The sequence below is a fragment of the Streptomyces sp. NPDC025618 genome (genome assembly GCF_055558795.1).
Map to the genome: position 1 here is coordinate 120,336 of NZ_JBVHLW010000002.1, position 18,868 is coordinate 139,203.

The 18,868-nt window shown below is 69.3% G+C and carries 24 protein-coding genes; all 24 read left to right on the forward strand.

Annotated elements, in window-relative coordinates:
- Nucleotides 1-2 precede the first annotated feature (2 nt).
- The 24 genes from ACZ4A5_RS02710 (at nt 3) to ACZ4A5_RS02825 (ending at nt 18,736) form a co-directional block, all read left to right on the forward strand.
- A complete protein-coding gene (locus ACZ4A5_RS02710) occupies nt 3-467 on the forward strand; it encodes an NUDIX hydrolase (RefSeq protein WP_467577639.1) in 465 nt (154 codons plus the stop codon).
- A complete protein-coding gene (locus ACZ4A5_RS02715) occupies nt 464-2,521 on the forward strand; it encodes an ABC transporter ATP-binding protein (RefSeq protein WP_467577642.1) in 2,058 nt (685 codons plus the stop codon). Before ACZ4A5_RS02710 ends, ACZ4A5_RS02715 begins: the two co-directional genes overlap by 4 nt.
- Nucleotides 2,518-3,807 carry an MFS transporter gene (locus ACZ4A5_RS02720; protein WP_467577644.1) on the forward strand — a complete coding sequence of 430 codons (1,290 nt, stop codon included), beginning with the start codon at nt 2,518-2,520 and terminating at the stop codon, nt 3,805-3,807. Before ACZ4A5_RS02715 ends, ACZ4A5_RS02720 begins: the two co-directional genes overlap by 4 nt.
- Nucleotides 3,804-4,394, forward strand: a complete 591-nt coding sequence (locus tag ACZ4A5_RS02725) for a class I SAM-dependent methyltransferase (protein ID WP_467577647.1) — start codon at nt 3,804-3,806, stop codon at nt 4,392-4,394. The genes ACZ4A5_RS02720 and ACZ4A5_RS02725 overlap by 4 nt, the downstream gene beginning before the upstream one ends.
- Nucleotides 4,394-5,572 (forward strand): bifunctional class I SAM-dependent methyltransferase/NUDIX hydrolase, encoded by a 1,179-nt coding sequence (locus ACZ4A5_RS02730; RefSeq protein WP_467577649.1) that lies wholly within the window; start codon nt 4,394-4,396, stop codon nt 5,570-5,572. Before ACZ4A5_RS02725 ends, ACZ4A5_RS02730 begins: the two co-directional genes overlap by 1 nt.
- A 326-nt stretch (nt 5,573-5,898) precedes the next feature.
- Nucleotides 5,899-6,471: a hypothetical protein gene (locus ACZ4A5_RS02735; RefSeq protein ID WP_467577651.1), complete on the forward strand. Its 573-nt coding sequence runs from the start codon at nt 5,899-5,901 to the stop codon at nt 6,469-6,471.
- A gap of 124 nt (nt 6,472-6,595) precedes the next feature.
- Nucleotides 6,596-6,946: a hypothetical protein gene (locus ACZ4A5_RS02740; RefSeq protein ID WP_467577655.1), complete on the forward strand. Its 351-nt coding sequence runs from the start codon at nt 6,596-6,598 to the stop codon at nt 6,944-6,946.
- A gap of 38 nt (nt 6,947-6,984) precedes the next feature.
- On the forward strand, nt 6,985-8,109 hold the full coding sequence (locus ACZ4A5_RS02745; protein ID WP_467577658.1) for a hypothetical protein: 1,125 nt from the start codon (nt 6,985-6,987) through the stop codon (nt 8,107-8,109).
- 64 nt (nt 8,110-8,173) lie between these two features.
- The gene (locus tag ACZ4A5_RS02750) at nt 8,174-9,325 is read left to right on the forward strand and encodes a PD-(D/E)XK nuclease family protein (protein ID WP_467577660.1); all 1,152 of its coding nucleotides are present in this window, start codon (nt 8,174-8,176) and stop codon (nt 9,323-9,325) included.
- 79 nt (nt 9,326-9,404) lie between these two features.
- Nucleotides 9,405-10,283 carry a hypothetical protein gene (locus ACZ4A5_RS02755; RefSeq protein ID WP_467577662.1) on the forward strand — a complete coding sequence of 293 codons (879 nt, stop codon included), beginning with the start codon at nt 9,405-9,407 and terminating at the stop codon, nt 10,281-10,283.
- Nucleotides 10,284-10,483: 200 nt separating this feature from the next.
- A complete protein-coding gene (locus tag ACZ4A5_RS02760) occupies nt 10,484-11,086 on the forward strand; it encodes a hypothetical protein (protein WP_467577665.1) in 603 nt (200 codons plus the stop codon).
- Nucleotides 11,083-11,598 carry a hypothetical protein gene (locus ACZ4A5_RS02765; protein WP_467577668.1) on the forward strand — a complete coding sequence of 172 codons (516 nt, stop codon included), beginning with the start codon at nt 11,083-11,085 and terminating at the stop codon, nt 11,596-11,598. Before ACZ4A5_RS02760 ends, ACZ4A5_RS02765 begins: the two co-directional genes overlap by 4 nt.
- A 26-nt stretch (nt 11,599-11,624) precedes the next feature.
- The gene (locus ACZ4A5_RS02770) at nt 11,625-12,080 is read left to right on the forward strand and encodes a hypothetical protein (protein WP_467577671.1); all 456 of its coding nucleotides are present in this window, start codon (nt 11,625-11,627) and stop codon (nt 12,078-12,080) included.
- A gap of 126 nt (nt 12,081-12,206) precedes the next feature.
- Complete coding sequence (locus tag ACZ4A5_RS02775) at nt 12,207-12,458, forward strand: hypothetical protein (protein WP_467577673.1); 252 nt, start codon at nt 12,207-12,209, stop codon at nt 12,456-12,458.
- Between the two features lie 88 nt (nt 12,459-12,546).
- A complete protein-coding gene (locus ACZ4A5_RS02780; RefSeq protein WP_467577676.1) occupies nt 12,547-12,897 on the forward strand; it encodes a hypothetical protein in 351 nt (116 codons plus the stop codon).
- 68 nt (nt 12,898-12,965) lie between these two features.
- Nucleotides 12,966-13,304: a hypothetical protein gene (locus tag ACZ4A5_RS02785; protein ID WP_467577678.1), complete on the forward strand. Its 339-nt coding sequence runs from the start codon at nt 12,966-12,968 to the stop codon at nt 13,302-13,304.
- Between the two features lie 87 nt (nt 13,305-13,391).
- Nucleotides 13,392-14,012: a hypothetical protein gene (locus ACZ4A5_RS02790; protein WP_467577681.1), complete on the forward strand. Its 621-nt coding sequence runs from the start codon at nt 13,392-13,394 to the stop codon at nt 14,010-14,012.
- A gap of 198 nt (nt 14,013-14,210) precedes the next feature.
- On the forward strand, nt 14,211-14,525 hold the full coding sequence (locus ACZ4A5_RS02795; protein WP_364960633.1) for a hypothetical protein: 315 nt from the start codon (nt 14,211-14,213) through the stop codon (nt 14,523-14,525).
- Nucleotides 14,526-14,672: 147 nt separating this feature from the next.
- Nucleotides 14,673-15,125 (forward strand): hypothetical protein, encoded by a 453-nt coding sequence (locus ACZ4A5_RS02800; RefSeq protein WP_467577683.1) that lies wholly within the window; start codon nt 14,673-14,675, stop codon nt 15,123-15,125.
- 55 nt (nt 15,126-15,180) lie between these two features.
- A complete protein-coding gene (locus ACZ4A5_RS02805; RefSeq protein WP_467577687.1) occupies nt 15,181-15,720 on the forward strand; it encodes a hypothetical protein in 540 nt (179 codons plus the stop codon).
- Between the two features lie 4 nt (nt 15,721-15,724).
- Entirely contained in the window at nt 15,725-16,075 is a 351-nt protein-coding gene (locus tag ACZ4A5_RS02810; protein WP_467577690.1) for a hypothetical protein, read from the forward strand.
- Nucleotides 16,072-17,304 carry a DNA cytosine methyltransferase gene (locus ACZ4A5_RS02815; protein ID WP_467577692.1) on the forward strand — a complete coding sequence of 411 codons (1,233 nt, stop codon included), beginning with the start codon at nt 16,072-16,074 and terminating at the stop codon, nt 17,302-17,304. Before ACZ4A5_RS02810 ends, ACZ4A5_RS02815 begins: the two co-directional genes overlap by 4 nt.
- A gap of 46 nt (nt 17,305-17,350) precedes the next feature.
- Entirely contained in the window at nt 17,351-18,307 is a 957-nt protein-coding gene (locus ACZ4A5_RS02820; RefSeq protein WP_467577695.1) for a hypothetical protein, read from the forward strand.
- A gap of 213 nt (nt 18,308-18,520) precedes the next feature.
- The gene (locus tag ACZ4A5_RS02825; RefSeq protein WP_467577698.1) at nt 18,521-18,736 is read left to right on the forward strand and encodes a hypothetical protein; all 216 of its coding nucleotides are present in this window, start codon (nt 18,521-18,523) and stop codon (nt 18,734-18,736) included.
- Nucleotides 18,737-18,868 lie beyond the last annotated feature (132 nt).

Here is an 18,868-nt window from a genome sequence, read left to right on the forward strand (position 1 = left end):
GCATGACACAGCCGCCGCGCTACCGGCTCGTGGTCGACGTGATGGTGCTGATGGTCCGCGACGACGGGCGGGTCCTGCTGCTCCGCCGGGCCGGACAGGTCTACGCCTCCGGGCTGCTGTGCCCGCCCGGCGGGCACCTGGAGGACGGCGAGACCGTCACCGCCGGCGCCCTGCGCGAGGTCGCCGAGGAAGTCGGGGTCGTGATCGCGCCTGCGGACCTGGAGTTCTGCCACGCCATCCACCACCGCAGCCCCGAAGGCGAGGGCCGCATGGGGATGGTCTTCACCACGCAGCACTGGACGGGTCAGCCGTCGATCCGCGAGCCGGAGAAGTGCTCGCAGCTGGTGTGGGCGGACCCCGCACGGCCGCCGGCGGACTGCGTGCCCTACACCGCCGCCGTCCTGCGCCGGTTCTGCGCCGGAGATCTGCTGTCCGTGCACGGCTGGCCGACGGGAGGAGCCGCGTGAAGACGACGAAACGGCAGCGGGCGGCCAGCCCGCCGAGTGAGGAGACCGAAGGGTCGCCGTCGGAGCAGTTGCTGTTCGGCGGGCCGCTGGTCTACGCGGCGAAGTGGGCGAACTACCGCAACGCCTACTTCGAGATGTCGCTGTGGGCCATGGCCCTGCGCCTGCCACGTCTCGTCGCGTTCACCGCGAAGCTGGCGTGGCGGGCCGACCGTCACGCCCTGTGGACGGTGGGCCTCGGGACGCTCGCCCGCGGGATCAGCCAGGCCGTCAGCCTGATCGCGGTCAACGCGATCCTGGCCGCCGTACTCGCCACCGGGGAGATCGGGCACCGCGTGCAGTCCGCGGTCCCCGCCATGATCGGCGCGGCCGCCACCGGCGTCCTCGGCGCCCTGGCCAACGCCGCGGCCACCTCCGGCGCGGGGCGGCTGGAGCCGAAGGTCGAGCGGGTCGCCACCGAAATGTACCTGGCGCACGTGATCAAAGTGGAGCTCGCGGCCGTCGAGGACGCTGCCTTCCAGCGGCTGATGGACTCCGCGCAGTACGGCGCCCAGGCATCCCGGCGCATGGTCAACGCCTGCACCGGAGTGGTCGGCTCCCTGATCTCCTTCGTCTCCGCCGCCGGGGTCCTCACCGTCCTCCATCCCGCACTGCTGCCCCTGCTGCTGCTCATGACCGTGCCCCGCTCCTGGGCCTCCCTGCAGAACTCCCGCGCGAAATACGGCTCTTACCTCCGGTGGATGGAACACTCGCGGGCCGGGAGGCTGCTGAGCCAGACCCTGGTGCGCACCGGCCCGGCGCCGGAGATCCGCGTCCATAGCGTCGGCCCGTTCATCCTGGAGCACTTCCGGCAGATGTCGCAGGCCTCCGAGACCGAGCAGGCCCGCCTTGCGGCCGACGCCGCACGGGTCCGGCTGATCGCCTCCGCACTCACCGGCCTCGCCGCGCTCCTGACCTACGCGGCGCTCGCCGGGCTGCTCGTCACCGGAGTGATGGCCCTGTCGGTGGCGGGCACCGCCGTCCTGGCCGTGCGCACCGGCGGGCAAAGCCTGTCCACGCTCGTCCTCCAGGTCAACAACCTCTACGAGGAAGCCTGTTACGTCCAGGATCTGGAGCGGCTGTTCGTCGACGCGGAGAAGTGGGCGATCCCCGAGGGCGGCCGGCCGGTCCCCCGCGGGCTGTCGCTGATCCGCTTCGACAACGTCACCTTCACCTACCCGACCGACAACGACGACGAGCCGGAGCCTGAGCGGGAGGGGGCGGCAAAGGACGAGCCGGAGGTGGAGCGGCCCGCGCTGAAGGGGGTGAGCCTGGACATCCCGGTCGGGAAGATCGTCGCGCTCGTGGGTGAGAACGGCTCAGGCAAGACGACCGTCTCCAAGCTGCTGGCCGGGCTCTACCAGCCGGACAGCGGACGCATCCTGTGGGACGGCATCCCGGCCGGCGACCTCGACCGGGCACAGCTCTTCGCCCAATTCGCCGTCGTCGGCCAGGACTTCCACCGCTGGCCGTTCACATGCCGGATGAACGTCGCCATCGGCCGCCCCGACCGCCCCACGGACCAGCAGGAGCTGGAGCGCGCGGCCGTCTACGCAGGGGCGGACTCGGTGGTGAAGGAGCTGCCCCACGGCTGGGACACGCTGCTGAACAAGGGGTACCGGGGCGGTCACCAGATCTCCGGCGGCCAGTGGCAGAAGCTGGGCATCGCCCGAGCCCGCTACCGCGACGCCGAAATCCTCATCGTCGACGAACCCACCTCCGCCCTCGACGCGAAGGCGGAGCAGGACGTCTTCGAGCAGATCCGCCGTCTCGCCGACACCGGCCAGACGGTCGTGCTGATCACCCACCGCCTCGCCTCCGTCCGCTACGCCGACCTCATCCACGTCCTGGAGCACGGGGAGCTCCGCGAGTCCGGAACCTTCGAGGAACTGCTGTCCCCGAAGGCGGCCGGGATCTTCCGCGAGCTGTATGAGATGCAGGCCCGCCAGTACCAGGACGCCCCCGTGCCGGGACCACGCCAGCCAGCCGACGCGGAAGAAAGGAGCGACGCACAGTGAGCACGGCCCCGGCGGGGCGGAGCCTGTGGCGGCACGGGGACTTCGTGCGCTACTGGTCGGCGTGCGCGGTCGACATCGCGGGCAGCGGCGTCACCGGGGTCGCGCTGCCGCTGATCGCCGTCGTCTCCCTGCACGCCACCGTGTGGCAGGTGTCGCTGCTGTCATTCGCCGAGCGGCTGCCGCCCCTGCTGGTGGCTCTTCCCGCCGGGGCACTCGCCGACCGGCACCGCAAACGCCCCTTGATGATCGGCGCGGTCCTCGTGTGCGCCGCCGCGTTCACCGCCGTCCCGCTCGCTGACGCCGCCGGTCACCTGTCGCTGGAGCTGCTGTACGCGGTGGCGCTGGTGACCTCCGGGGCCAGCCTCCTCGGGTCCACCCCGCGGATCAGCTACTTGCCGTCCCTGCTGCCCGGCGAGCGGCTGCTGGAGGCGAACGCGAAGATCGGCGCCGTCTCCTCCCTGGCCGACAGTGCCGGGGCCCAGCTCGGCGGCGCCATCGTCACCGTCCTCGGCGCTGCCCGCGCCGTGTACTTCGACGTCGCCTCCTACCTGGCCTGCGCGTTCCTTCTCGGCAGCATCCGCACCCCCGAACCAGCGCCCGACCGCTCCGCACGGCAAGGGTCGCTGCGCACCGAGATCGCGGAAGGCGTGCGGTACGTGGTGCGTCACCCGACGATCCGGCCGCTGCTACTGACCGGCACCGCCTACACCGCGGTCTTCGCCTTCCTGACCACCTTGTGGGATGTGTACCTGCTGCGCGAACTGCACGGCACCGCGACCGTCCTGGGCATGCTGCTCAGCGTGGCGGCCCTCGGCGGAGTTGCAGGCGCCCTCGCCGTCCGCCGACTCGTGGACCGGTACGGTCCGGCCCGCGTCATGCTCACCGCCCTGGCTATCACGCCCTTCACCGAAGTACCGCTGCTGCTCGCCGCGCCCGGCCGCACCGGACAGGCCGCCATCGCCGCAGGCATGTTCATCCAGATGGCATGCTCCACCGCCCAGGGCTCCACCCAGCGCAGCATCCGCCAGGCCGTATGCGACCCCGGCATGCAGGGCCGCATGCTCGCCACCGGCCAATGGATCACCTACGGCACCCGCCCACTCGCCGCCCTCCTCGCCGGGGCCGCCGGCACCTGGCTCGGCCTGTGGACCACCCTCGCCCTGGGCACCGCCGCCCTGGCCTTGCCGTTCCTGGTACTTCTCGCGTCCTCGATCCGCACCCTGCACCACGTCCCCGGCGCCCCGCCCGCCCCTCGGCCGTCCCATCCGGAAGGAGAACCGGCGTGACGATCGAGAACCCGGCCACCTACTGGGGCGAGCTGTGGGCGTCGGGCCGCCAGTACAGCCCGCTCGGCGAAACCGAGACCACGTTCCTCGATCAGCACGCGGGCCCCGGCCGAGGGCGGCTCGCCCTCGACATCGGATGCGGCGACGGCGCACTGACCCGCCACCTCGCCGAGCTCGGCTTTCAGACCACCGGCCTGGACTGCACCCCGGTCGCCCCCGCCCTCGCCGAGCCGAGCGCCGGACCCGTGCAGTACTGCTGCGTGGACTTCGAGGCCCCACAGCAGCCGCCCTTGCCCCAGCGGGCCTACGCCTTGATCACCGCCCGTCTCGTCTTCGCGTTCATCAAGGACAAACCGGCCTTCCTGTCCCGGGTCCGCAGCCTCCTGACCTTCGGCGGCGTCTTCTGGGTGGTCACGCCCATAGCCGAACGGCTCCCTCCCGACCAGGCATCTATCGGAATTACCCGCGTGGAGGAGGAGTTGCTGACCAGTCTGTGGGCCTGGGTCCGCGCCACGGACGTGGGCAGCCTGCGCTGCTACGCCCTGCGGGCCTGGGGCGACGCCAGTACCGAGACAAAGGGATGTTGATGAGCGACACGGCCGCCGACGTGTGGAACGACTTCGGACGCTTCCATCTCGAGCGCGGGAGCACCCCGCCCGAGCCCGAGAAGATGAAGTGGGGGTTCTGGGACGGGGAGCCCGGCGACGAGGTCCTCGGGGACCTCGCCGGCCGCCGGGTACTCGACATCGGCAGCGGCACCGGCCGCTACGCCGTGCACCTGGCCCGCGCGTACGGTGCGGTCGTCGACGCGGTCGACGGCTCACCCACCCAGCACCAGCGGGCACTCGCCCGCTACGGCCAAGGCGAACCGGGCGTACGGTTCATCCTGGCCGACATCCTCGACCACCTCCAGCGGGAGGAGGACCCGTACGACGTCGCGTACGCACAGCACGCCCTCGGCTTCATCGACCCGCACCGGCTCCTTCCGGCTCTCGCCTCTCGTATCCGTCCCGGCGGGCGCCTGGTCGTCTCCGTGCTGCACACCAACCGTGACAGTCTCGGCCCGTCCTCGACCGTCAGCCCGCGCCCCGAGAACGTACGTCTGGGCGACGAGGCCATGCTGACCACCCCGATGTGGGTCCTCACCCCAGCCCTGTGGGAGGACCTGTTCGTCGAAGCCGGGTTCCTCGTCGAGAGCGTCACCCTGCTGCCGTCGCCCGTGGAGGGCGACCCTGTGGTCTGCCAGCTGATCACCGCGCGCCGGCAGCAGGCCGTCCCCCGGGCCCGGGTGGCCAGCCGGCCGCGCAGCGCGAACCCACCCATCGCCCAGACCGCTCTGGGGGTGTGCGTGATCGCCACCGACGCCGACGGTCGGGTCCTGCTGGGCCTGCACCGATCCGGGGTGTGGGAGTGCCCCGGCGGGAAAGTCGAACCCGGGGAGTCCATCGAGGAGACCGCGGTCCGTGAGCTGTACGAGGAGACCTCTCTGTCTACCTGCACGGAGGACGTGCAGGTGATCGCGCTGCTGCTAGACGAGGTCGGCGGCACGAACCGGGCGACCGCCATCGTTGTGGTCACCGTGTACGAGGGCGTCCCGGTAGCGGCGGAGCCGGAGCTGGTGAGCCGGTGGGAGTGGGCGAAGACTGACGCGCTGCCGGGACCGCTCTTCGTGCCCTCCGCTCAGGGACTTCGCGCGTGGCGGCCGGAGCTGCCCGTCGACCATCCGCCCGCTCACGTCTACCGGATCACTTCGGCGACCGCATAGCCAGCGACCGGCCGACCCGCCCGGGGTCGGTACGGATCGGCCGAGAGCCCTGAGTGGCAACTGCGAAGGCCCCCATGCGCGTGGGGGCCTTGGCGTACCTCTTGGAAGGTGCTTTCAGCGTAACAGTCGCAACGCGGCGCGCCGCTCCGTAGTCTCTCCGCCCGTGGGCAGCAGGCAGCCCCCCTACCCCAGGCCGGGCGCTCCCGCTGGCGAAGCGCCGAAGCAGTGGCTACGTGCAGGACCATCGCGTGGGCTGTTTGCGCTAATCGGGCTCTCAGCCGGAGGTCTATATTCTGGTACCTCTTTGAGACGGCTAGGAGTATCCGGTGGAGAGGAAGAAGCCCCTGCTGGCGGGGCGGCAGGAGTTCGCGCGGCTGTACGACGTGGCAGAGAACGCGTTGAACGCGAGGTGGGTCCCGCGGGGTCTGATCTCGTATGACGATGCCGTCGTCGTCTCGGGGAAGTACGTGTTCCCTGGGGGCGTCGCCGTGGGCTTCGCTCTGCCGGAGGGTTCGAACGGCCGGCAGCTGAATAAGGCGGCGCTGGCCGCGCTGGTGGAGGAGCAGGGCGCGACCTGGACGCCGGAGACGAAGGCCGAGCTGCCGAAGTTGATGGGCACACACGAGTACGCGGAGCTGTACGGCACCGTGCACTCTCGGGTCGCGGGGTACGTGAAGGCGAATTCGCCCCTGGTGGCGAAGCCGGACTATTACGTGTCTGGGTCGCCGGTCTGGTTGGTGGACGCGGTTCTCGCGTATGCCCCGACGGCGGCCGCCGCGTCGCGTACGGGGGTGTGGTCGATGCGCGGGGACGTGGCCGAGGCTCTGGAGTCCGGTACGTACGACGGGCCAGGTTCGGTGGTTCTGGCGCGAGGCAAGAAGGCGGCGCAGGCCGGCTGAGTCCCCGGGGGGAGCTGACTTGACCCCACCACAATAGATACTAGAATATTGCTTACGAGAGGGCGGCCGACGGCCGTCCGACCTCGTGTAGCAAAATATGTACCTGTTTCTCAGGAGGGGAGAGATGACGATGGAGCCGTTGCAGCTTGAGCTGCCCATCACGCCGCTGCGCCACCCCGACCCCGTGGGGAGCGAGGTCAGCATCCAGGAGCGATTCGAGGCGTTCCACGAGCTCAACCCGTGGATATGCGACCAGCTGGAGGCCCTGACGGCCGACTGCATCCACCACGGCAGTAAGCGCGTGGGCATCGGGATGCTCTTCGAGGTGCTGCGCTGGCAGTACGGACGCGCGACAGCGGGACAAGAGCCCTGGCGGCTCAACAACGACTTCCGCTCGCGCTACGTACGCCTCCTGCTCGAACGCCACCCTGAGTGGGCGACCGCGTTCGAGACCAGGCGCCTGCATCGCCCCTGAAATAGGTAACTGCCTATCGATACCTCTTGGAGATCTTCATGAGTCCGACGACCACCCCGAAGCTGCGCACCCGCAAACCGACCGGGATCATCCCCTGGCCGGTGATCCTCCTGGAAGGGGAAGAGAAGGCGGGCAAGTCCTTCGAGGCCGCCCGCTTCACCGGCTGCGAGAAGACCGGCCAGGCGTACTGGCTGGAGCTGGGCGAAGACTCGGCCGACGAGTACGTGAACGTTCCCGGCGCGGACTACGTGATCATCGAGCACGACGGGACTTACCGCGACATCCTCGGACAGCTGGAGGCAGTCCACGCCGAGGCGAAGCGCGCCGCCGCCGCCAAGGAGCCGCCCGTCGTGCTCGTCATCGACTCCGTCTCGCTGCTGTGGCGGATGCTCGTGAACTGGACCCAGGAACGTGGACGCCGGAGCAATTCGGGGCAGAACAAACTCAAGTTCGACCCGGACGCCGAGATCAAGCCCGGCATGAACTTGTGGAACGACGCGGTCGAACGATGGAACCGGGTGATGTACCTGGTCCGCACGATGCCCGCGATCGTGCTGGTGCTGGCCCGCGGCAAGGAGGTCACCGCCGTGGACGGCAACGGTGACCCCATCCCGAAGACGAAGACCTGGCGGGTCGAGGGCCACAAGCACCTTGCCTTCGACGCGAGCGTGTGGGTGCGGATGCTGCGCGGCGACGACCGTGCTTACGTGGTCGGCGCCCGGTCGCTGCACTTCCAGGTCCCGCGCGAGGGCAGGCCGATGCCCGTGGCGAACTTCTCGATCGAGCACCTGGTCTTCGATTTGCTGGGCTGCACCCCTCACACGCAGCCCCACCAGGCGCCCGAGCTGGCCGGTGATCTCACGCAGCCGTGGCTCCGGAAGATCGAGAAGACCGCCCAGAAGGACGGCGTTGAGGGCCTGCAGAAGCTCTGGCGGAAAGTCGGGGCTGCGAAGGAGGACCTGTCCCGGCATGAGATCGCCGTGATCCGGTCGGCGATCGAGCGGGCGGCGGCCGAGTTGCAGAACCCGCGCGAGATGGGCGACCCCATCGCCGACCCGACGAGCGAAGCGGCCAAGCTCCGGGCAGCTGCCGCCGCGCAGCAGGAGCAGCAGAGCGAGCCGGATCCGTTCGATGACGACCCGAACTGGATGTCCGCCGCCTGATCCCCCTTCTTCGCCGGGCCCACCTGCGCGGGCGGGCCCGGCGGTACCTCTTGGAGTTCTTTCCGTGACCGCAACAACTCTTACCCCGGGCGCTCCAGGATCGATCTGGACTGCCGCCACGGCTGTCGACGAGCGGCGGCCCCGCTCGCGCCAGACCCAGCTGGGCGCCTCGGACACCGTTTGTCAGCGCCGTGCCGGCTACGTCGTCCACCAGGTGCCGCGCACTGATACCCCCGATACCCGGGCCGCGATCTTGGGCACCTACATCCACGCCGGTCTGCTGGAGTCCGCGCGCACCGAGTTCGGTTGGCTGGTCGAGCGGGCGGTGCGCGACGGCCAGATCCGTGGCCACATCGACGTCGTACAGCTCGATGAGGCGACCGCCGCCCGGCTGCCGAAGCGGCACCGGCCGGTGGAGCCCGCCGAGGTCCTGACTGTCGAGGACGTGAAGACGAAGTCGCTGCGGGTGTGGGACCGGGTGCTGCGCTACGGCCCGACAGCCGCCGAGATGCGGCAAGTCCTTCTGTACGCGGACCTACTGAGGACCGTGGGGTTCGCGGACATCGCCGGGCAGAGGTACCTGCACCGCATCGGCCCGATCCCCGTGAAGCGCATCCGCTTCCGCTTCATATGCCGGGACACTGGCGAAGAGCACGTCGACGAAATCGACTTCGACCCATGGCTGGCGGACGAGGCTCGCTGGTGGGTGGACCGGGTCATGGAAGCCGACTCCCCGGAAGAGCTGACGCGTGACCATGACGGGCCGGGGCTGGAGACGAAGACGCTGTGCGACTACTGCCCATGGGTCTCGACGTGCTGGGCCGGAGCCGCCCCCGGTGTGCCAGCGCAGACGATCCTCGTACACGACGACGAGGACCGCGAAGCCGCGCTTGAGGAGTACGTGAAGGCCCGGGAGCGGGCCAGCGCAGCGAAGAAGCGGCAGGGTGTGCTGCGCGCGATGCTCGCCGCCTCCCCAGAAGGCGTGTACGGGGCGAACAGGCTTGCCTGGAAGGGCGGCAACGCGGTCGAGCAGACCGACGTCCAGGCGCTCATCGACAAGTTCGAGAACGCCGACCTGCCGGTGCCCATGGTCCCGGACGTGGACGCGATGGTGAAGACGGCCCGGCTGGCCGGCGTCGCCGTCCCGCTGCGCAAGGCCGCGGGCCAGAAGACCTCGCGCACCATCAGCGTCACGCGCGCACCCAAGGTCGCCTGACGCCCCCGACTTCTCGACCCCGCACGGGCCGTGCGGGGTCATCTCCCTGTTCCGCGCACTGCTCTTGGAGACACCCCCCGTGACCATTCTGCGCCGTCAGCTTTCCTCCGGCTTCGCCGTCCTGCCGACCGCGACGCTGGAGGACCCCCGCCTGTCCTTCCGGGCGCGGGGCATCTTGGCCTTCTTGATCGCCAAGCCGGACGACTGGGAGGCCCGCACCGACGCCATCGCCCGCGCGGGAAAGGAGGGCCGGGACGCTGTCCGGAAGGCCGTCCAGGAGCTGAAGGCCGCGGGCTACTACCGGGTGGTGGACGACCGCCGAGGGGACGGCACATTGCGCTGTTACACCGAGGTTTTCGACACGGCTCAGGAATGGGTGGCCGAGGAGTACCGCGAGAAGGAGGCACGCCGGCTCACCCGCAAGGCAGCCCGCCAGATAGAAGAGGAAAGGGAGAACGAGGTCACCGAAGACGGAATATCAGGCGTCGGTGAACCAGGCGCTGGCGAACCGGTCGCCGGTAAATCAGGCGTGATTACTAAGACCCAGACCAAAATCCCCCCTACCCCCGCCGCTGACGCAGCAGGGGAGCCCGCTGCCGCTGGTGTCGAACCGATGCCGTCGAACGGTGAGGGGGGCGAGCCGCCTGCCGATGCTGGCCCTTCTGTCGCTGAAGTCCGCTCCTGCCGCACGCACCGGGATGGTCCAGGCCGGTCCTGCCGTGCGTGCGGAACGAGCCCGCGGGCGCGCGCCCAGCAGGAGAAGCAGGCAGAGAAGGAGCGGCGCCGGGTTCGGGAGCAGGAGGCGGATGCGCGGCTCCTGGCCGAGGTGCAGCGCGACGGGACCATGTCGGAGAGCACACGGGAGACGTGGGTGCGCATGAGGGAACTGGTGAGACAGCAACGGCTGGAAGTACCTGAGGGCGGCAACGGCAAAGCGCGTTCGTCCCTCGGGCGTTAAATATGTAGCTGCCTCACATGGCAAGATTTGCCCATCACTACGAGAGGTACTAAAATATTGCCATCAGGCAAGGAGGGCAACCCGCTCTACGGCCACCCTGACATGGGCGGTCCGTGCCGACACTCCCTCCGGATGCGCGCCGGACAAGCTCGCTGCAACTTGACTTAAATATGTAGCTGTCTATAGAAGAGGTTAATGTGATGCCGAATGCTGCTGACGCCGTGGCCGCGATCCGCGCCGAGTACGGGCCGGACGAGCACCAGGCCGTCGAGATCTACGGAGACGTGATCGACGCCCTCGAAAGGACGGGGTTCCCCGCCTACGTCGAGACGCGCGGCGGCCTCGCGATCTGCGCGCTCACGCCGGACGGCTCGCTTCTGACGGTCGCGAGCGAGGACGCCCTTCCTTGGGATCGCGACAAGCTGGCCGGGTGGCACCTCGCCCACGCGGCGGAAGACGAGCCGGGGACAGTGTGGCGCTGCATCGTGCACGACGCCGTGGCAGCCGACCGCAGCGCCGGAGCCGAAGAAGGGATCGAGGCGGTGGTCGCCGCCGCCGTCGCCCACCTCAAGGCCTGCCCCCACCGGTCGACGGAACCCGAGGGGCGCCCCGGGGAGTCCGCAGTCGGCGACGAGGCGTCAGCCCTCGCGCATGGCGTGCGCTGCACGGGCTGCGGCAGCCCCCAGGTCGCCTTCACGGTCCGCGGATGGGCCAACTGCCGTGCGTGTGGCCTGGGCCAGGAGTCCGGTGCCGCCATGCTCTGTCACGACTGGTGCGAAGAGTGCGAGGCGGCGGCGCTGTGACGGACGACGACTTCGTGATGGCGGTGCGCGGCCTCTTCGATGATCCCGCCGCCCTGCTGGACGCGCTTGGCCGCGAAGGCACCAAAGGGCTCGCGGACTGGGGTACGGGGCTGTTCGCCCGGCACGACGGCCAGCTGTCCTTCCGGAGGCTGGCCGGCGAGCCGGACGCGGGGGCCACGGCCTGGTGGAGACCGGCCTCGGGCGGCTTCAGGTACGAGATCGGTGTCACTCCGCGGCCGCGCGCCCTCGATGTGTCATGGGGTGAGGTGTCCGCCTACCTGGCCAGCCGTGCGACGCCTGTGCGCTATGCGCGACTGTGCTCGGCCGTCACGGCTGTGCGGGAGCACGACCGCGCGTACGTCCCGTCGTTCGCGCCGTTCCGCACTCCCGAGGCATGGGCGGAGGCCTTCTCTCGCCCGTGGTCCAGGAGGGCTAGCGAACTTCAGCTCACCGCCGCATGCGCCCGTGACGCGATCGTCCCCGCCGCCATTTCACACCCCGCGCTCTTCTAGCCGCCTGAACCAAGAAAGCCAGCCTCGTGATCACCTCGACCGCGTCCGCCTTGTGGACCGACAACGCCCCGTGTGCCGGTATCGCCGACTACGTGCCCGACGAATCTCTTTTGCGAGGCTCGAAGGAGAAGCTTATGGACTCCTGCGCACCGCTGATGCAGAAGTGCGCGGACGCCTGCCCTTACGTGAAGGAATGCTTCGAGCGCGTGCGGCCGAGGGAGAATTTTGATGGCGTGTGTGCAGGGCACTTGTGGATCAACGGCAGACTGATCGCGAAAGCCGACTCAGCCCCTGATGTGCCCAAGCTTCCGTCGCTGGCCGGAGTTTGCGGAGAGGTGACGGGTCGCCGCCGGCATGAAACGTTGAATGAGCCGCTGTGCGGAAAATGCCGGGACTCCCAGCTGCGCGCGAGTTCGCGGCAGGCAGGGCGTGCCAACATCCGAAAGCGGCCTGAGCGCGCGGACCAACTCGCCGCCGCCTGACCCTTAACAGCTACCTGACCTGCGGAAATTCTTTGACCCCCCACCCGAAAGGTACTAAAATATTGCCAAGGGGATGGGATTCCAGCTCATATCGCTACCCAAAATCACAGCACCACGGAGGCATCAATGGACGAGCGGATCACCGAACAGTCGACCAGTTTCCTTCAATGGCACCGGGACGGCAGCCTATTCGCGGTGGCCCAGTTCCCCGCCGGAACCCCGTGTACGCACATTGCCGACTGGCAGCAGAAGGTCATCGCAAACGGGGGAGCAACAACGGAGGTACACGAACTTAACCCCATGTTCCTCCAGGCCCTGGAGGAACATAAGGCCGCCTTCCGTCAACGCATGAAGGACGCAAGGGCGACAAACGGCTGAAGACCCCGCCGGAGGCGGCAGAGTACGCCATCTCTGCCCCCCAGCGACAGCAACGCACCTCCCACCGAAATCACAAAGGAGATCCCCCGTGATCTACAAAATGACTGAAGGCGACATCTCTTGGATGGCAATGGCGTACGAAATCCCCGAGCGCGTCGCCGAACATGCAATCCTCATGCACGGCGAGGTCGAGCAGATCATCTGGCGCGCATACGCCGACCGCTATGACAAGGACGGGAACGACGTACAGGCAATGGAGATGTGGCAACGCCACCTCGGCCCCCAGGATTTCCGGGACTTGGAAGAAATCACCGTCGGCATGGCGGCCAAGCTGTGCCTGGAAGGCTGCCGCCGCCCCGGCCACGGACAGCACAAGCGCCGCCAACCGCGCCGCCCCCGCGTGCTGACCACCGGCCGCCAGCGCGTCACCATCCGCTAATCACCGCACCCATGGTCCGCCCCGTCGGGGGCGGGCTGGGGAGCAGCCTCCCACCGCGAGGATCCTCCGTGCTCACCCGCCATTTGTCGCCCCCGGAGGTCGCCGACATCATCGACGACCTCAAGCTCACCCCTCAGCAGGCCCGGCAGGCCAATGCGTCCGTTCTGCACATCGTTTACCGCGCGTGGCAGCACCGCGGCGGCCCCCAGGAAGGTCGCTCCTTCGAGGAGTTCGCCGACAGGGTCCCGAAGTGCCACTGGCCGCTGATGTTCGAGGTGTGCGCCCTCGGGCACCTTGGCCGCCGCCGCGAAGCCCGCGTCCTGGCGCAGGCCGCACAGGTTCTCGAGGATGCCCGCAGCGCCGGCGCCCGCCCCAGCGAAGACCTCCCCTTTGCCGCGGCCGCCTGAACCCGCAGGCTCCCCGAGAGCACCGCGAGCCCCTCCTCCTCCGCACGCCACACGGTCAACATTCACTCCAAGACGCATGGAAGACACATGAGTTCATCGAAGTACCCCCTTGGCAGTCGCGTCTTTTTGCGGCAGGCCAACGGCCAGCCCGTTGCCGACGGCGACGGCACGCCCGCGCGGTTCCGGATCACCGCCATCGACAGAGTGCCGCGCAGCGCCATCTGGTACCGCCTGGCCAGCAAGAACCGGACGTTGCAGAAGGTGTTCGGCGGCTGGCACACGTCCGACCGGCTCACCCCGGCGACACCGGCGATACCCAAGCTGGCGACGCAGGCGCCGCTGCGCGTCCGGCGCAGGGTCGGCCTGTTCATCGGTATGGACGGCGCCGTGGAGGAGCTGCATCTGCCGCACGACTACGTCGGCCAGCAGCGGCTCTTCTACAAGATCACGGGCACGATGGTCCGTTCCCCGATACCGGCCGGCGACCGGGCTTTCTGCGTGGCCGGGAGGAACACGGGGCTCCTGTCGTACAACCCGTACGCCACGCGGGTCCTGGACGCACTGGAGGGCAACACCGAGCACCGCGTCTACGGCAGCGCCGTCTTCGTCGGGCCGCTCTGCCGGGGCGACGCTTGGGGCGGCCTGCCCAGCGACATCGCGGCAACGATCCGGGCCCAGGCCGCAGGCCGTCAGCGACCTCGCCGCTGACGCGGGCGGTCGCCCGCAGGGTTCTGCGCGCCGCCGGGCGCCACGGTCCGGCACGCTGCGGGCGGGCCCTGGGAGTCACCTTCGGATTCATCGGCACCCCCTCCCTGACCTGGGGGAATGGAGTTGACACCCCCCTGTAAGGTACTAGAATATTGGTATGAGTTGAGGGAAAGCCCTCACTAAGAAGAAAGGGCCCACATGAGTCGCGACCAGGTTCTCGCCAGCCGCCGCTGGAAGATCAGCTACAGCTACGACTGCACCTGCGACCCGCGCTGCTACTGGGCGAAGGGCGGCCGCCACTCGCAGACGACGTTCCTCAACAAGGGCGAGCAGGAGCTGGGGGCGGAAGCCGCAGCCGAGATCACGGCGCGCGCCTACAGGCACGTCAACGTCGCGGACGTCGAGGTCTGGCAGGAATCCCCCGAAGAGCGCGACACCCGCCTGAAGTGGATGCGTAAGGCCGAGGCCGATGAGCGGCGCGGCATCCACTGGAACATGGGCGGCGCGAACTAGCCGCTCCCCTCCGGGGCCCGGCCGGTCATGCCGGGCCGGGCCCCGCTCCACGGCGCCTCCGGCGCTCACCGAGCGGCTCTTGCCGCGCCGCCCTCCGGCCACGGCGGTCTCTCCCCCTACATCCTCTGCACCGAACGGAGCTTCACCATGCCCTCGTACAAGCCGCTCGACCGCGTCAGCATCGTGTACTGGTCGACCATAAACGGCACAGCCCTGGCCCTGGGCCAACTCGTCGAAAAGGTCGAACCACACGAGCGCCACGGCCAGCGCGTGTGGGTCTCGATGCCCTACGACGCCGCCGAGCCCCAGGCTTTCTACTACGCCGACTCCAGCCGCATCGAGCACATGGAAGCCGACCCGATCAGCCGGCAGACCCCCGCCTTCCTCTACATCAACCTCATGTGGTTCCTGAAGGTCGCCGCGAACGGTTCCACGGGCCCACGCCTCATCAACGGCCAGCGCGTCAAGGTCCCGTACACGAGCCGGGAACGGGCCGACGCCGCCGCTCGCGCCGCCCTGTACATCAACGCGCTGCGCCAGGCCAACCCGCACCTCTTCGCCCGCTGGGAGGCCAGCGAAATCGAAGACGCCCGCCCCTAAATCATCCTCTCGCCCCGCTGTCTCGGCGGCGGGGCGCCCTGGAAGGACCCACCCCGTGTTCGACTCCCACTGGCGCGTCACCCTCCGGTACGGCAACCGCCTCTGGACGTACTCGTTCCCCCTGTCCCTCGTGACCTTCCGCCGGTCCGACGCTGAACTGCGGGCGCGCATACTGCTCAGCAACAGCGCCCCGGAGTTCGCCTCCCTGCCTCGGGAAGCGGTCCGCTGCCTGAGCGTCCGGTGCATGCAGGACGTGTTTTGCCGCGACCGGGCTGTCGCCTGGGCCGCGCTCAACGAATGCGGCGCCATCCGCGACCAGTACACCCGGCGTCTCCTGGACCCCGGAGACACACCGCGCGACGACGCCTGGCGCAGCGAACTCCGAGACGTCCACCAGTCCTACCGCGACCGCGTCATCGGCCACGGCCGCACCCGCGAAGAGATCCTCATGGGCCTCCCGGCCGGCTTGGACCCGCGCCTCTACACGTCCGACGGCGCCGTCCGTTGGAGCGACGTGTTCGCCGACATCGCGAAGGCCGCGATGACCGAGTGGCGGTTCACGCCCTACGGCGTGCTGTGGATCGACAACGGCTGAACCCATGCGCACTTCCCGTCACCCCGACGAGCGGCCGGAGGATTCACCGGCCGCCCCCGACGCCCCGTTCGGATACGGGCGCTCCGAGCACTCCGGTCCCATCGTGCACATCCTCGCCGAGGACTGGCGGTACTCCCGGTGGCCCGGCAACCCCGACTCCCTCTGGGCCGAACACCGCGAGCCCGAGCACGTCATGTCAGCGCAGGCCCTGTGTGGGCGCGCCGTGCAGTGGAAGGCCGAGCCGCCCTCGGTCCCTCACCTGATGTGCCGCATCTGCCTCATGCCCGCCGACCAGCGCGCCCTGCAGCACACCCGTCTCCACCCCGTTCTTGTTTCAGACGAAAGCCCCCGATGAGCACCGCGACAGACACCCTGATCCCTACTAATCACCTGTTCAACGGCGGATGCGGCGACATGGTCGGCTTCGCCAACGCGGGCTTCGGGCCTCGGTTCGCCGCCAACCACGCCCCGCCGGCCATCGCGACGGCGAAGGCGAACTTCCCCGGCATCCGGACCCACCTGGAGAACATCAACGGCCTGGACATGCGGCGCCTGCCCCGCGCCCGAGTGCTCGTGGGTTCGCCGATATGCACAGAAAGCAGCCCCAGTGGCGGGCATGCGACCCCGAAGGTCCAGCTGTCCCTGGACGACGCCGTCGACGACAACGAGACCGACGAGGATTCGGAGGAGAGCAAGAAATTGACGCCCGCGGCCTGGTCCCGCACCCGGGCCACCGCCTGGGATTTCGTGCGCGCCGCCGAGGTCGCGATGGTCACCGGCCGCCCGTACGACGTGATCGCGGGCGAGAACGTGCCGGGCTTCGGTACCCGGTGGCCGCTGTTCAGCGCCTGGATCAGGGCGTTCCACGACCTCACCTACATGCCGTTCCTCGCCTCCGTCGACGCCGCGCATCTGGACGCCGGCGACCTCGGCCAAGCCCCCCAGCATCGCCACCGGCTGCTGTACGTCTTCGTCCGCAAGGGCCTTCCGGCGCCGGACCTTCGCCCCCGCCCGCTGTCCTCCTGCCCGCACTGCGACCTCGTGCGCGGTGTGCAGCGGTGGGAGACGCAAAGCCGACGCCGCGTCGGCACCTACGGCACCTCGTACATCTACGTGTGCCCGAACCGCAGGTGCGGGCACCGGGAGGTCAAGCCGGTCCTCCGCCCGATCCGGGACAGCATCGACTGGAGCCTCCCGACCCGCAGGATCAGCGCGGGCAAGCCCGGCAAGGTCTTCCGCCCGTACGCCCCGGAGACCGTCCGCAAGGTCGACCTCGGCCGGGCCCGCTTCGGCGGCGAACCGTTCATCGCGATCCTGCGCAACCACTGCGTCGCCCAGTCCCTGGACGAGCCGATCGGCACCGTCACGGCCGCGGGCACCCATCACATGCTGGTGATCCCCGGGGACTCGCTCGGCGACTGCCGGGTGCGCATGCTCAGCGTGCGGGAGCGAGCCCGCGCCCAGACCTTCCCCGACAGCCACTACTTCCAGGGCAACGCAACCGAACAGACCCGCCTCGTCGGCAACGCCGTGCCCCCGGCCGTCGGCAGCTGGCTCGCCCGGCGGATCGCCGCAGTCCTGTAACCCCGCCGGCCGGACGACGGCCGCCCTCTTCACGGAGACACTTTCGATGACAACTCTTCCCCCGAACACGCCCGAGCCCGAGGACACCGCGCTGCGCGCAGCCACCGAGGTCGCGACCCTGCGGGTCCGCAAGCAGCTGCCGATGGCCGCCCTGCTCCTCGGCGACGGCCAGCACTTCGTCCAGTCCGAGTGGAGCAACTTCAACGAGCCCGAGCCCCCTCTGCGGACGTGGCCCCGCCGGGATGCCCTGCTGGAGCTGGCGACGGTCCTTGCCAACGGCCAGCCCGTGCACAAGCGCGGCCTGCTCGTGTCCTACCGAGGCGGCCCGTTCTGGGCACCGCGCAGGATCGAATGGGCCCCGAAGTCCTCCAACCCGACGGTGGGTCACTTCCCCCGGCGGGGCAGCATCGGCCCGATCACCCGGGCGGCGCTGCGCGTCCTCCTCGACGCCGGGCTCACCCCTGCGCAGTGGGGAGTGGAGGTGGAGCCGGACAGATACGCGGTGGAGCAGCACGGCTTCGCGATCGGCGGGGAATCAACGTACCGGTGGGGCAGCATCGACATCGACTTCGTCGGGCTGGCCATGGCCGAGCAGCACGCCGTGGTGCCGGGAGTGCTGATGGCCGCCGGCTGGTCGGTGACGAGCGACGGCCCGGAGAACTTCGACGCGTGGATAGCCGTTCCGCCCGGGCAGCAAGGCGTGCCGGGGGTGGTGGTTCAGGCCCGCGCTGAGCTGCTGCACCGGGGCCTGTGGGAGCCGATTGATCACCTCATGGGGTTCAAGGTGTCCGCGGGCAAGGAGGAGGACCAGGTCCTGGTCGAGCTCGCCTTCGCCGACGGGCGAGGGCTGATCGACGACTGCACGTTCAACGAGGCGCAGGTGCGCCGGAGCGTCATGGCTGACCTGCTGCATCGCTACGCGGTGGCTTTGGGGTCGGCCGGCTGGACGAAGCTCGACAGCGGTTCCAGCTACGCGGTCTTCCGGGCGCCGTCGCTGGAGTAGGTCCGGGCCCCGGGACGATCGTCGAGCCTGGGGGCGCTGCCGGACTTGATCCTCGACCGAGGCCACTGATGTTCACACCAGCCCAAGTCTTGTGACCATGGGGGGTGTTGACGATTACGCAGAGTTGACACCCCCCGCAAAGGTACTAGAATATTGGTAACGAAGGAGGGGGAACCCCCCACCTGCAAACCCTGATCGAAAAGAGCACCCGCCATGACTGACGCCACCGACACCGCCAGCCAGACCCTGACCGTCCGCATCACCGGCCGCAGCCTGAAGGCAGCCCTCCGCGTCGGCCCCGCCGAGATCCACACCTTCGACATCGTCGCGGTCAACCAGGTTGACGGCGCAGTCTGGTTCACCCTGGACGGCCCCGACGGCGCGCCCCTCGACGGGCAGACCGCCGACGCCCTCGGTATGGGCTTCTAACCCGTCATACCCACCGGCCGCACCTGGCCCGTGCTCATGCGGGTACGGGGGTAGGGGCGCAGTCGACTGCGCCCCTACCGCCCGCGCCAGCCCCGGCCGCCGCAACACGGCGGACCAAGGCCTCACGCAGGC